This window comes from Actinoplanes oblitus, from assembly GCF_030252345.1.
In the GTDB taxonomy this organism is placed as follows: Bacteria; Actinomycetota; Actinomycetes; order Mycobacteriales; family Micromonosporaceae; genus Actinoplanes; species Actinoplanes oblitus.
Window position 1 is genome coordinate 3,276,941 of the sequence record NZ_CP126980.1, and the last position, 13,011, is coordinate 3,289,951.

11 protein-coding genes are annotated in these 13,011 nt (G+C 73.0%); 7 read left to right on the forward strand and 4 right to left on the reverse strand.

What is annotated here, in order from left to right; genetic code table 11:
- Positions 1–11: 11 nt before the first annotated feature.
- From kamD to Actob_RS14680, 7 genes are all read left to right on the forward strand, one after another.
- Entirely contained in the window at positions 12–1,559 is a 1,548-nt protein-coding gene (gene kamD / locus Actob_RS14650; RefSeq protein ID WP_284920721.1) for a lysine 5,6-aminomutase subunit alpha, read from the forward strand.
- On the forward strand, positions 1,556–2,290 hold the full coding sequence (gene kamE, locus Actob_RS14655) for a lysine 5,6-aminomutase subunit beta (protein ID WP_284920722.1): 735 nt from the start codon (positions 1,556–1,558) through the stop codon (positions 2,288–2,290). The genes kamD and kamE overlap by 4 nt, the downstream gene beginning before the upstream one ends.
- Positions 2,287–2,652, forward strand: coding sequence for a 3-aminobutyryl-CoA ammonia lyase (gene kal, locus Actob_RS14660; RefSeq protein ID WP_284920723.1), 366 nt, complete (start codon positions 2,287–2,289; stop codon positions 2,650–2,652). The genes kamE and kal overlap by 4 nt, the downstream gene beginning before the upstream one ends.
- Complete coding sequence (locus Actob_RS14665) at positions 2,649–3,893, forward strand: glutamate mutase L (RefSeq protein WP_284920724.1); 1,245 nt, start codon at positions 2,649–2,651, stop codon at positions 3,891–3,893. Before kal ends, Actob_RS14665 begins: the two co-directional genes overlap by 4 nt.
- Positions 3,894–4,407: 514 nt before the next feature.
- Positions 4,408–6,021 carry an apolipoprotein N-acyltransferase gene (lnt, locus tag Actob_RS14670; protein WP_284922324.1) on the forward strand — a complete coding sequence of 538 codons (1,614 nt, stop codon included), beginning with the start codon at positions 4,408–4,410 and terminating at the stop codon, positions 6,019–6,021.
- Complete coding sequence (locus tag Actob_RS14675) at positions 6,018–6,809, forward strand: polyprenol monophosphomannose synthase (RefSeq protein WP_284920725.1); 792 nt, start codon at positions 6,018–6,020, stop codon at positions 6,807–6,809. Before lnt ends, Actob_RS14675 begins: the two co-directional genes overlap by 4 nt.
- Before the next feature lie 73 nt (positions 6,810–6,882).
- The gene (locus Actob_RS14680) at positions 6,883–7,404 is read left to right on the forward strand and encodes an FxsA family protein (protein ID WP_284920726.1); all 522 of its coding nucleotides are present in this window, start codon (positions 6,883–6,885) and stop codon (positions 7,402–7,404) included.
- Positions 7,405–7,476: 72 nt separating this feature from the next.
- Here the strand turns inward: Actob_RS14680 and Actob_RS14685 are convergent, their stop codons facing one another.
- From Actob_RS14685 to Actob_RS14700, 4 genes are all read right to left on the reverse strand, one after another.
- Positions 7,477–7,815, reverse strand: a complete 339-nt coding sequence (locus tag Actob_RS14685) for an RNA polymerase-binding protein RbpA (protein WP_014689763.1) — start codon at positions 7,813–7,815, stop codon at positions 7,477–7,479.
- A 320-nt stretch (positions 7,816–8,135) separates the two neighbouring features.
- Positions 8,136–9,290 carry a coiled-coil domain-containing protein gene (locus tag Actob_RS14690; RefSeq protein WP_284920727.1) on the reverse strand — a complete coding sequence of 385 codons (1,155 nt, stop codon included), beginning with the start codon at positions 9,288–9,290 and terminating at the stop codon, positions 8,136–8,138.
- Between the two features lie 503 nt (positions 9,291–9,793).
- Positions 9,794–10,630 carry a phosphotransferase gene (locus tag Actob_RS14695; RefSeq protein ID WP_284920728.1) on the reverse strand — a complete coding sequence of 279 codons (837 nt, stop codon included), beginning with the start codon at positions 10,628–10,630 and terminating at the stop codon, positions 9,794–9,796.
- A gap of 410 nt (positions 10,631–11,040) precedes the next feature.
- Positions 11,041–12,936 carry a glycosyltransferase family 2 protein gene (locus Actob_RS14700; RefSeq protein WP_284920729.1) on the reverse strand — a complete coding sequence of 632 codons (1,896 nt, stop codon included), beginning with the start codon at positions 12,934–12,936 and terminating at the stop codon, positions 11,041–11,043.
- Positions 12,937–13,011: the final 75 nt, after the last annotated feature.

Below are 13,011 nucleotides of genomic sequence, written 5' to 3' on the forward strand. Positions count from 1 at the left end.
GAGCTCTTTCGTTGGCCGGGAAGCTGGATCTGGACCCGCGGATCGTCGCGCGGGCGCGGGCGCTCGCCGTCAAGGCCGGGCAGCCCGTCGTCGACCTCGCGCGGTCGCACACCACCGTGTCGGTGGAGCGGGCGGTGCTGCGCCTGGCCGGGGTGCACGGCGCCGACTCGGACGGCATCCCCTGGGTGAACCGTCTGGTGGACGCCGTGCGCGCGGACGTCGGGCTCGGGCACGGGGTGGCCGTCCCGGTCTTCCACGCGGCCGCGACGACGGGCGTCGAGGACCTGACCGTGCTCGCGCAGAAGGCGGCGGCCGGGGCGGTGCGGTTCGCCGTACCGGAGAAGAAGGCCGAGCTGACCGCGGCCCGGCGGCGGGCCAGGAAGGCCGCCGCCGGCGGCATCAAGATCGTGGATCGGCGGCGGGCCGAGCGGGACCGGCTGATCAAACGGTACGGCGACCCGAAGCAGCGCCCGTGGATCTACCTGATCGTGGCCACCGGGGACATCTACGAGGACATCCCGCAGGCGCAGGCGGCGGCCCGGGCCGGTGCGGACATCATCGCGGTGATCCGGTCGACGGGGCAGTCGCTGCTGGACTACGTGCCGGAGGGGGCCACCCGGGAGGGGTTCGCCGGCACCTACGCCACGCAGGAGAACTTCCGGCTGATGCGGGCCGCCCTCGACGAGACGTCGAAGGAGCTCGGCCGATACATCCGGCTGACCAACTACGCGTCCGGCCTGTGCATGCCGGAGATCGCCGCGCTGGCCGGGATGGAACGCCTGGACATGATGCTGAACGACTCGATGTACGGCATCCTGTTCCGCGACATCAACCCGATCCGGACCTTCGTCGACCAGCGGTTCAGCAGGCAGGTGCACGCCCGCGCCGGGATCATCATCAACACCGGCGAGGACAACTACCTGACCACCGCCGACGCCGTCGACGCCGCGCACACGGTGACGGTGTCGCAGCTGCTCAACGAGTACTTCGCGCACGAGGCGGGGCTGGCCGACTGGCAGCTCGGCCTGGGGCACGCGTTCGAGATCAATCCGGATCTGCCGGACTCGTTCCGGCTGGAGCTGGCGCACGCGCTGCTCGCCCGGGAGCTGTTCCCCGAGGCGCCGCTGAAGTGGATGCCGCCGACCAAGCACATGACCGGCGACGTGTTCCGCGGCAACCTGCTGGACGGCTTCTTCAACCTGGCCGGCGCGCTCACCGGCCAGGGCATCCTGCTGGTCGGCATGATGACCGAGGCGGTCGTCACGCCGTGGCTGTCCGACCGCGACATCGCCCTGCAGAACGTGAAGTACGTGCTCAACGGCGCGGGCAACCTGCACGAGGACTTCGTTCCCGGCCCGTTCATCAAGGGCCGGGCCAACCAGGTGCTCGGCGAGGCCATCGACCTGCTGGAGCGCATCGTCGACGACACGCTGATGGACGCCATCGCCGACGGCACGTTCGGCCTGATGAAACGCCCCGCCGACCGGGGCAAGGGCCTCGACGGCGTGGCCCGGCAGGAAGCCGACTACTACAACCCGGTCACCGAGGAGCTGGAATGAGCATCGTCCGTCCCTACGGGGACACCACCGGCGACGGGATGGTGCAGCTCTCGTTCACCCTGCCGGTCCCGCACGACAAGCGGGCCGAGGGTGCCGCGCTGCAGCTGGCCGGCAAGATGGGCATGGACCCGGCGATGCTGGTGCACGCCAAGCAGATGGGCGATGGGTTCACCTTCTTCGTCGTCTACGGCAAGGTCACCCACCTGGTCGACACCGACAAGGTGCAGGTCGTCGAGCGGGACTACCCGCTGCTGAGCGCCAAGGAGGTGAACGCGGCGATCAAGCGGGGGCTGCGGCGGCGGCTCAACGTGGTCGGGGCGTGCATCGGGACCGACGCGCACACCGTCGGCATCGACGCGATCCTCAACCTCAAGGGCATCGCCGGGGAGAAGGGCCTGGAGTACTACTCCGAGCTGTCGGTGACCAACATGGGCGCGCAGGTGTCGGTCCCCGACCTGGTGGAGACGGCCCGGGCGAAGAAGGCCGACGCGGTGCTGGTCTCCCAGGTGGTCACCCAGCGCGACGCGCACCTGCACAACACCCGGGCCATGTCGGCGGCGTTCCGCGAGGCGCTGCCAGCCGGGAAACGGCCGCTGCTGATCGTCGGCGGCCCGCGCTTCGACGAGCTGATGACCGGCGAACTCGGCGTCGACCGGATCTTCAGCCGCGGCACCACGCCCCGTGAGGTCGCCTCCTACCTGGTCCACGCACTGATTGCGAGCAAGAATTGATCACCGTCACGCACCGCCGCTACGTGCCGTACTCGCACGCCCACTACGCCGGGAACCTGGTCGACGGGGCCTACTCGCTCGGCCTGTTCGGCGACGTCGCCACCGAGGTCTGCATCCAGCTGGACGGCGACGAGGGACTGTTCGCCTCGTACGACGACGTGCAGTTCAAGGCACCGGTGCAGGCCGGCGACGTCCTGGAGATCACCGCTCGGGTGGTGCACATGGGCACCCGCAGCCGCCGGATCGAGTTCGCGTCGACGGTGGTGTGCCGGGGGACCGGGGGTTCGGCGGCGCGGGTGCTCGCCGAGCCGATCGTGGCGGTGACGGCGGTGGGCACTGTCGTCGTGCCACCCAAGGCGTGAGGGAGGCCGTCTGCGTCGACGTCGGGTCGACGTACACCAAAGCCGCCAGGATCGACCTCAGCGGCGCCGAACTGATCCGGCGGACCGAGGTGCCGACCACGTCCGGCACCGACGTCCTGGCGGGGCTGGACGCGGCAGTGGCCGCGGTCGGCGGCCGGGACGCGCCGCTGTACGTCTGCTCGTCCGCCGGCGGCGGGCTGCGGCTCGCGGTGGTCGGTTACGAGAGCCTGGTCACCGCGGAGGCCGGGCACCGGGTCGGCCTGTCGGCCGGCGCGCAGGTGGTGCACGTGGCGGCCGGGCCGCTGACCGGTGCGGCGGTGACCGCGCTGCGCGCCGCCCGCCCGGACGTGATCCTGCTGGTCGGCGGCACCGACGGCGGCGACGGCGAGGTGCTGCTGCACAACGCGCGGCGGCTGGCCGCGCAACGCCTGCGGTTGCCGGTGGTCCTGGCGGGCAACGCCGACGTACGCGCGGAGGGCGCCGCCGTGCTGACCGCCCGCGGCGTGCCGGTCACCGTGACCGGCAACGTGCTGCCCCGCATCGGCGTGCTCGATCCGCTGCCGGCCCGGGCGGCCATCCGTGACGTCTTCCTCCGGCACGTGATCGGCGGCAAGCGCCTGTCCCGGGGACCCCGGTTCGCGTCGCTGGTCCGGTCGGCCACCCCGGACGCGGTCCTGGCCGGCGTGGAACTGCTCGCCGACCGGGCCGCCGCCGGGGTCCTGGTGGTCGACGTGGGCGGGGCGACCACCGACGTGTACTCGGCGCTGGTGCCGGACGCGGAGGCGGAAACCGGTCCGCGCCGCGACGTGGCGGGCACCCTGTGGCGGTCCCGGACCGTGGAGGGCGACCTCGGGGTGGCGGTCGGTGCCGACGGCACCCGGGCGGCGGCGGTCACCGAGAAACTGCCCCCGCCCGGCGGCGACCGGGAGCTCGCCGCCACCGCCGCGACGATCGCGCTGCGCCGGCACGCCAGGGGTCACTCGGCCGGGCCCGGACTACCCCGCACGGGTGGCCGCGACCTGCGCGACGTACGGATCGTCATCGGTTCCGGCGGGGTGCTGCGGCACGGTGGCGGCGACCACGTGCTGGGCGCGGTACTGGCCGACACGGCCGGCGGATGGGCGCTGCCGGACCGGGCCAGGACCATCGTCGACAGTGAATACGTCCTCGCCGCGGCCGGGTTGCTCGCCGTCGATCATCCGGAGGCGGCGGCCGGGCTGTTGGACGCGCTGGTGCGCTGACGTCGTCATCGACGAAGTGCATTTTCGGACACGCCGAGAAACGCGACACGCCGGAACGAGCACCACCCGGTTGACAGACCGCCCCCGTCCGGACGTACCGTCTTCAGGTCCTGTTTCACGGCATGCGACTGTGATCCGCTTCGTTCCTTCACTCACTGGCCCGCAGTCCTCGCAGGGGTCGCGCGTTCAGCCAGGTCCAGGGGGTGCAGGTGCGCGGGCGGCGCGGACCGGGTCGCGACACCGGGAGTCGAGACGAGCCGAGCCTGGCCAGTAGACAACGGCGCGGCGTGGGCAGCCAGCCCGCGGCGAGTCGGTCCGAAGGTCAGCGGGAGGTTCGCCGGGCACACCGGCCGGAACGGACAGAAGCACCCCGAGGGGCGTGGCCACTGGACGCCGCGCCCCTCCGCAAGTCTCCGGCGCCCTCCCAGCCGATTCCCATCCGCTCGGTACCGTTTCGCGGCCGACTACCCGGCCGACCGGGCGCGGACCGGCAGGTAGCCTGCCTGGCGTGGAAATGACGATGCCGCCACCCGACCTCGCGCAGCCGGGTCCCGGCACCCCGGCGCCGGCCGGGCCGCGACCGCTGCGGCTGCCGGTCGCCGCCGCCCTCGCGGTGGCCGCCGGCCTCGCGCTGCTGCTGGCCCTGCCGCCGTACGACCTGTGGTGGCTCGCCCCGGCCGGCGTCGCGCTGCTGGCGGCGGCCGTGCACCGACGGCGCCTGCGGGCCGGCTTCGGGCTCGGCTCGCTGGCCGGCGCGGTGTTGTTCTACCCGCTGCTGGAGTGGACCCGGATCGCGGCCGGCTGGCTGCCCTGGGCGCTGCTGTCCACCGCCGAGGCGGTGGTGCTCGGCCTGCTCGGCCTGGCCGCCGCCTGGCTGTCCCCGCTGGTCGACCGCCGGCGGGCGCTGTGGCCGCTGCTGACCGGCCTGCTCTGGGTGGCCGACGAGGCGCTGCGCGACCGGGCGCCGTTCGGCGGTTTCCCGTGGGGGCGGCTCGCCTTCAGCCAGGGCGACGCCCCGGCGCTGCGGCTGGCCGCCTGGGGTGGCGCGCCGCTGGTCACCTTCGCGGTGGCGGCCGCCGGCGGAGCCCTGGTCGCGCTGGCCTGGCGCCGGTGGAACCGGTCCGCGGCGCTGGGCGCCGCCGGCTTCGCCGTGGCCGCCGGGGTGCTGATCGGCGCGCCGGCCGCGGTGCCGCTGTCCGCGCCGGACGGCCCGGCCCGCACCGTGGCCATCGTGCAGGGCAACGTGCCCCGGCTCGGCCTCGACTTCAACGCGCAGCGCCGGGCGGTGCTGGACAACCACGTGACCGCCACCCGGCGGCTGGCCGCCGACGTGGCCGCCGGCAGGCAGCCGAAACCCGACCTGGTGGTGTGGCCGGAGAACGCCAGCGACATCGACCCGCTGCGCAACGCCGACGCCGCCCAGGAGATCTCCGACGCGGCCCGCGCCATCGGGGTGCCGATCCTGGTCGGCACGGTGCTGCACACCGACACGCCGGGCGACATCAAGAACGCCGGCCTGCTCTGGATGCCGCTCACCGGTCCCGACCTGGACCAGACGTACGTCAAGCAGCACCCGGTCCCGTTCGCCGAGTACATGCCGCTGCGCTCGGTGGCCCGGCTGGTCAGCGACAAGGTCGACCTGGTCAGAAACATGCTGCCCGGTGACCACGCCGGCGTCGTCGACACCGGCGCGCTCACCCTCGGCGACGTGATCTGTTTCGAGGTGGCCTACGACGGGATCGTCCGCGACACCGTGGCGAAAGGCGCCCAGATCCTCGCGGTGCAGACCAACAACGCCACCTTCGACGAGGGCGAGGCCCGCCAGCAGCTGGCGATGGTACGACTGCGCGCCGTCGAGCACGGTCGCGACTCGCTGATGGTCTCCACCGTCGGCATATCGGCGTTCGTGGATACTCGGGGTGGTGTGCACGGAGAGACGGCGTTCAACACCGCGAAAGTGGTGGTGCATGCGATGTCCACCGGGGGTTCGCGTACGCTTGCCACTCGTTCGGGCATCTGGCCCGAGACGATCGCGGTCGGACTGACCGTCATCGCACTGGCCGTCGCCCTGCCCCTGCGCCGGCGGCGGACCATCATCAGCACCGACGAGAGCGTGGAGGAACGGTGAGCGAGGCCGAAGGGTACCCGGGAGTGGGACGGGTCCTCGTGATCATCCCGACGTACAACGAGGCCGACAACGTCCGCCTGATCACCGGGCGCGTCCGCGAGGCGGTCCCGGACGTCGACATCCTCGTCGCCGACGACAACTCACCGGACGGCACCGGAGACATCGCCGACGAGCTGGCGCTCGCCGACGACCACATCTTCGTGCTGCACCGGGCCGGCAAGGAGGGCCTCGGCGCCGCCTACAAGGCCGGCTTCGCCTGGGCCAAGGACAAGGGGTACGACGCGGTCGTCGAGATGGACGCGGACGGCTCGCACGCGCCCGAGGAACTGCACAAGCTGCTCGACGCGCTGGCCGGCGCGGACGCGGTGCTCGGCACCCGGTACATCCCCGGTGGCAGCGTGCACAACTGGCCGATGCACCGGCTGCTGCTCTCGCGCGGCGGCAACATCTACATCCGGATGGCGCTGGGCATGCCGTTCAAGGACGCCACCGGCGGTTACCGGGCGTACCGGATGACCGTGCTGGACGCCATCGACGTGCCGAGCGTCGCCTCCACCGGTTACTCGTTCCAGGTCGAGCTGGCCTGGCGCGCCTACCGCGGCGGGTTCCGGGTCGTCGAGGTGCCGATCACCTTCACCGAGCGCGAACACGGCGTCAGCAAGATGAGCGGCAACATCTTCAAGGAGCAGCTGCTCCGGGTCACCCTGTGGGGCGCTCAGGCCCGCAAGGACAGCCTGCTGAGCCTGCTCGGCCGCAAGCCGAAGCAGGAGCAGCAGACCTGGCCGTGACGGCCCGCACTCAGCCGAGTCGCAGGTTCCGGTGTCATGCTGGAGGGGCACCACTTGACACCGGAGGACTCTGATGCGTCGTAGCCGGATGGCCTACCTTCCCTTCGTCTTCCCGCTGCTCGCGGTCGCCGAGGTCGCGGCGTTCCTGGCGGTGGCCCACCTGATCGGGGCGGGCTGGGCGTTCCTGCTGCTCGCCGCGCTCACCCTGACCGGGTTCGCGCTGCTGCGCCGGGAGGGCATCCGCGGCTGGCGGGCCTTCCAGCAGGCCGCGGCGGCCGGCCGGCCACCCGGCGCCGGGGTGGCTCACTCGCTGGTCGGCCTCGGCGGCGCGCTGCTGCTGGCGCTGCCCGGCTTCGTGACCGCCGCGCTGGGCCTGATCCTGCTGGTGCCGCCGGGGCGGATCCTGGGGCGCCGGGCGGTGGAGCGGTTCGCCGAGCGCCGGCTCGGTGGCGCGGCCACCGGCGACCTGTTCGGCCCGCGCCGGGTCCGGGTCCGCGTCGAGGACCCGACGGTCGTCGACGCGTCGGTGGTCGGCGACGTGCCGCCGCCCCCGCGCCAACCGGCCGCCGCCATCGAGGGCGAGATCGTCCGCTAGCCGGCCGACGAGACATGCGGAAAAGGGCCGTCCCGGATCGGGACGGCCCTTTCGCGTTGGTGCTCGCTGCGGTCAGCGGCCCCGGCGGGTCCGCACTTCCTGCAGGCGCTCGTTGAGGATGTCTTCCAGCTCGGCGATCGATCGCCGCTCCAGCAGCATGTCCCAGTGGGTGCGCGGCGGCTTCGCCTTCTTCTGCTCCGGCTCGCTGCCGTCGACCAGCCGGGCCACGCTGCCGTCGAACTTGCACTCCCAGGTGGTCGGCACCTCGGCGTCGACGGCGAACGGAACCTCGAACTGGTGACCCTTGACGCACAGGTACTCACGGGTCTGTCGGGGCGCCAGCTCGGTGTTACGGTCGGACTCGTAGCTGACTGCGCCTAGACGGCTGCCGCGCAGCATGCGTTCGCCCATGATCGGCTTCCCCTCGCTCGTGGTGCTGCTCTCGTTGGTGTAACGAAAGGGGCGGCCGCCGGATTCCTGCGCCCGCCGAGTATCTATCGGTCTCTTACCCGCCCGGTAAAGGGCATGTAACGCTATGAGCGTAACCGGCCAGCGACCATACACCGTAATTTGAACGGTCGTGAAGTGGACCTTGGTCCATTTTACCCGGATTTGGCTCGTCTGCAGGTGGTGCGATGTCGGTCACTCGCGCGTTCACCACCCATTAACCCGGACGTCGGTAGCCTCCCCGGGTCTCGCTCGGTGATCGTGGGGTGGCGGACCGGCCCGGGTCAGCCCTCCGGCGAGCCCGCCTGTGCCGGTGCCGGCGCCGCTGCCGGGCGGCCGGTACCGAGTGTGGCCAGCGCCGACGCCAGATCGCTCACCTGCCCGGTCAGCTGCGCGACCCGCTGGTGCGCCGCGTCCGCGTCGGCCCGCGCCGCCGCCAGCCGCTGCTCCAACTCGGCCCGCTCGTCACCGGCCCGGGCCAGTTCCGTCCGCACCCGGTCGAACTCCTGCGCGGCCCGGCGCAACCCGTCCCGGTCGGCCGCCACCGAGGCCAGCTCCGCGCGCACCTCGAGCACCTCGGCAGCGGACCGTTCCGCGGTCGCGGCGGCCTCGGCGGCGGACGTCTCGGCGGCCTGCGCCCGGCGATCCGCCCGCCCGGCCGCCTCCCGCAGGTCCCCGGCCTCCCGGCGCGCCGCCGCGAGGGCCTCCTCCGCCCGCCCGGCCGCCTCCTCCGCCGTCCGCCGGAACTCGTTGTGCTCCCGCAGCGCCGCCGCGAGATCGCGTTCCGCGGCGTCCCGCTGCCCCTTGGTCTCCTGCAGCTCCCGCCGCGTCACCGACAGTTCCTCGGCCGCGGCGTCGCGCTCCGCCTCGGCCCGTTCGCGCAGCGCCGCCGCCGCCGTGGCGGCCCGCACCGCCTCGTCGCGCGCCTCGACAGCCGCCTGCTCCCGCTTGCCGGCCTCCTCGGCGGCCCGCTCCGACGCGACGGCCCGCTGCCGTGCCTCGTCCCGCTCGGCGGTGGCCGCCACCGCGATCTGCTGGGCCGCCGCCGTGGCGGTGGCCGCCTGCTCGGCGTCCCGGCGCGCGTCGTCACGTTCCCCGTGCGCGGCCGCCACCGCCCGCGACGTCTCCGCCCGCACCTCGGCGACCTGCCGCTCCACCCCGGCCGGCGACATCTCCGAATGCAGCGCCTCGGTCAGCGTGCCCACCATCTGGTCGAGGCGGTCCACCACCTCCCAGGTCCGCGCCACCGAACCGGCCAGCCCGGGCGACGACCGATGCCGCATCCGCACGTTGCGGGAGGCGCGCTGGCACTCCCCGTCGTTGTCCCGGCAATACCGGAACGGCCGCCCGGCAGAGGCCCGCTGCGGCACCGGCCGCCCGCAGTGTGCACAGGGTCGCGTCTCGAGCGCCTCAGCGGCGTCCTGGTCTTGCGTCGTCATAGCATCCACCACCCTAGGCCGAACAATGATCTTCCCGATGTCACCACACCGGCGCCGCCTGTTCCGGCACACCACCCTCGCTGCCGCGGCGCCGCCCGCACGCTTCCGGATCTTCCTCCGGTACGACTCGTAGCCCCGTGCCGACCGGCTCGCGAGGCCCGGCCCCCGCACGGCCGTGGCGCGGCTCGTGCGGATCCGCCGACCCGCACGGCGATCCCGAGCCGTCGCATGCGGCTCCCGCGGGGACGCCGAGTCGACGCGTCCCGATGGCGCGCCCGAAGCCGGCCGTGAACCCGGACGAGACGCGTGGCGCCCCCGGTGGCCGCCGATCCTGGCGCCGGCCGGTCCGCGAGGCGGTCAGGCCCGTGACGTGCCCGCGGTGACCCGGAGCGGATCCGCACGACACGCGTGGCCGTCCGGCGGGGGAGCGGTCTCGCGAGCCGATCGGCACGGGGCTCCGAGTCGTACCGGAAATCGCTTTCGAAGGGAAGTCGTGGCCGCGGTCAAGGAGTGCTCCGCCGCAGGTGAGCGACGTTCCAGCGGAGGTCGAGGGTGGCCGGGTCGGCGCCGGCCACGCCGAGGAACAGCCACGCGCGGTAGACCGGGGTGATCAGTCGGCGCTCCAGGTCGGACAGCGGGCGTACCTCGTGGTAACCGCTGATCACCGCGTCCTGGTAACCGCGCCAGGCGAGCGCGAAGTCGGCCACCAGGAAATTGCGGTGGCTGGCCTCGAAGTCCAGCACGCCGGTCAGCCGGCCGTCCTCGAAGAGCAGGTTCCACGGGGTGAAGTCGCCGTGCAGCACGCCGCGCGGGGCGGCGCCGGCCGGGTTGGCGGCGAACCACGCCAGGGTCGCCTCACGAGCCGCCAGTAACAGGCGGCCGTCGTCCGGGTGCAGTCTTTCGTACGCCGTCAGCGTGCGCTCCAGCTCCGGGTCCCCGAGCAGGCCGGCGGGTTCGCGGAACCCGTCCCGCTGCCGGGTGATCCCGGTCGCGGCCAGCGCCGCGTGCAGTTCGGCGAGCAGCCGTCCGCGGTGCCGCTGCTGGGCGAGGGTGTCCGGGCCGCCGGTCACCACGGGCCGGCCGGGCAGCCGGTGGGTGAGCAGCCAGACGCCGCCCGGCGTGGCCCAGGGTTCCTCGGCCGGCTCCGGAGTGGGCCAGCCCTGCTCGCGCAGGGCCGCCGCGACCCGCAGCGGGTAACGCCAGTCGGGCTGGTCCAGCCGCTGCAGGATGTGGGGACGGCCGTCGCGGGTCACCGCCCAGGTGTGCGTGGACCGGGCACCGAGCAACGCGCCGGGGACCAGGCGCCACCGTGCGCAGATCGCCGGATCGGGCGCGGTCACCGCGGCCCAGCCGGAATTCTTCCGCGCGCCGCCCCGGCGAGCTGGACATCCACCACCCGCTGATCCGCCATCCCCGCCCCGATCCGTCGGCGATCATCGATGGTTCAAGGTAGCGTCCCGGGCGCGGCGCGGGGACGCGCGGAGGGGGCCACCGATGATGCGGGTGCCGAGCCGCTGGGACGAGCACGTCTCTCCCGGCTGATCCGGCGCCGGCGGGGGACCGGCCGGGCCCGGCGGTGATCGGGGCCGCGCTGCCGGCGGCCTCGGTGTTCGAGCGGCCCGCGAGGGCAGCGGCGGCCACGGCGGCGACGATGAGCGAGGTGCGACCGTCCCGGGTCAGGAGAGGGGCGCCGCCCGCCAGGGTGGCGCCCCTCAGCTGGCCCCGGGCAGGGGCATGGTCAGTCTCTTGGTCAGATGAGCCGGTCAGCGGGCACGTAGCCGTGCTGGACGGCGAGGTCGCCGAGTCGCTGCCCGCGACCGTCGCCGGCCTGTAGTTCGAGCAGTTCCTCCAGTTCCTGGCGGCTGAGCAGGCCCTGGCGGATCAACTGCTCGCCGATGCGGCGGCGGCCGGTGATCGTGGCGGCGGCGCTGCGGACCCGGCGGCCGATGCCGTCAGCGGCGAGCAGGGCCAGCGGGGCGAGGCAGGTGAGCAGGCTGATCCCGGTCCACAGGTAGAGCGACCACCAGTCGTGGTGCAGAACCACGCCGGCCGTCATGCAGGCGGCGGCGACAGCAGCCCAGCCCAGGTGGGGTCGGAAGGTGCGCCAGGTGTCGCCGGTGGCGGCCTTGCCCTTGGCGGTCACCACGTAGGCGAGGGGCCGGCCGGCGAGCTGGGCGGCGGCCGCGGCCACGTAGATCGGCGCGGTCATCAGTTCCAGGGCCATGCCGGTCAGGCCCCAGGACCGGCGCTCGTGCTCGACGAGGTTGTAGCGCTGGGTGATGCGGAAGAACCCCAGGCCGACCGTCAGGTTCGCGGCGAACAGCACGCCCCAGACCAGGGCCGGGAGCCGGGTCACGGAGACGCCGCCGACCAGGTAGATCGCGCTGAGCGCCACACCGATCACCCACGACGCCGCGGTGGTCGGGTAGTGCGACTGCAACGCGAAGAACGCCAGGCGCTGGCCCCGGCGCGGCAGCCGGGGCAGCAGCCGCGGGGAGTGCCGGCGGGCGATTTCCCAGATTCCGTACGCCCAACGTTTCTGCTGGCTGAAGAAGTCCGTATAGGTCGCCGGGCCCTCGCCGACCGCGAGGATGTCCGGGGTGTAGACGCCGCGCCAGTGGTTGCCGGTGCCGGGGTTGACCGCCGCGTACACGACCATCGAGGTGAGGTGGTCCTCGATGATGCAGTCCTGGTAGCCGCCGATCTGCGCGAACGCGGCAGGCCGGTAGAGGTGGTTGGTGCCGATCAGCAGCGGCGCGGCGTGCCCGTTGCCGCCGCGCTGCATGATGCCGTGGAACACGTAGGCGAGTTCGGCGGCGCCGCGGGCCACGAACGAGTCGCCCAGGTTCGCATAGACCTGCGGGGCGACCACGAATGCGGTGTCCGGGTCACGGAAGTAGCCCAGGGTGCGTTCCAGGAAATTCGGGTATGGCACGTGGTCGGGGTCCATCTGGGCGACGACGTCGTAGTCGGCCTCGTGCATCGACCGCCACGCGTTGTGGTTGCCGTGTTTGGTCTTGCGCCGGAACGGGCCGCTGTCCTGGTTCCACTCCGGGTGGCCCTTGCGGCTGAAGTGGTGTACGCCGATCTCCGCGCACAGCCGCGCGACGTGCGGGTCGTCGCCCTCGTCGAGCAGCCAGACGTCGAGCGGTCCGTCATGCCGGATCCGCAGCATCGCCCGCAGGGTGGCCATGACCAGCTCGACCGGTTCCTTACCGGGCACGATCGTGGTCAGCACCGCCACCCGCAGGCCGGTGGCCGGCTTGATCGGGACCGGGTCGACCGCCCGCGCCGCGAAGTAGGCGAGCACCCAGGTGCGCAGCGCCACGATCAGCTGCAGCACGATCATCAGGCCCAGCCCGGCGGCCATCACGATGCCGCCGGCGGCGGGCACCGCGCCGAACCGGGGCAGGTTGGCCGGTACCACCAGGTAGATGGTCAGGGCGACGGCCAGCACGATGTGTACGGCCGCGACGCCCATCAAGGTCCGGTGTGCGGCTGGGCTGAGCACCCGCCGATAGGCCACGGTGTCACCGGCGGGTTCCATTCGCCCGGCGACCTCGGTGGCGTTGCGGCCGTAGAGAACTCCTGAGGCACGTCGTTCCGCATCGCCGGGGCCAGTGCCCGGGATGAGTTCCTTGGTCATAGCCGGAGCATCGGCTGCCAGCACACCGATTCAAGGGTTGCCGGAATCTGTTCCGGAGACCACGCGTGTCGATCA

Bases quoted from the DNA above. Each gene is read 5' to 3' on its own strand.
- Actob_RS14685 (WP_014689763.1), bottom strand. From the start codon at position 7,815: ATGGGCGAACGCATGCTGCGCGGCAGCCGTCTAGGCGCAGTCAGCTAC.
- kamE (WP_284920722.1), top strand. From the start codon at position 1,556: ATGAGCATCGTCCGTCCCTACGGGGACACCACCGGCGACGGGATGGTG.
- Actob_RS14680 (WP_284920726.1), top strand. From the start codon at position 6,883: ATGCGTCGTAGCCGGATGGCCTACCTTCCCTTCGTCTTCCCGCTGCTC.
- Actob_RS14700 (WP_284920729.1), bottom strand. From the start codon at position 12,936: ATGACCAAGGAACTCATCCCGGGCACTGGCCCCGGCGATGCGGAACGA.
- Actob_RS14690 (WP_284920727.1), bottom strand. From the start codon at position 9,290: ATGACGACGCAAGACCAGGACGCCGCTGAGGCGCTCGAGACGCGACCC.
- lnt (WP_284922324.1), top strand. From the start codon at position 4,408: ATGACGATGCCGCCACCCGACCTCGCGCAGCCGGGTCCCGGCACCCCG.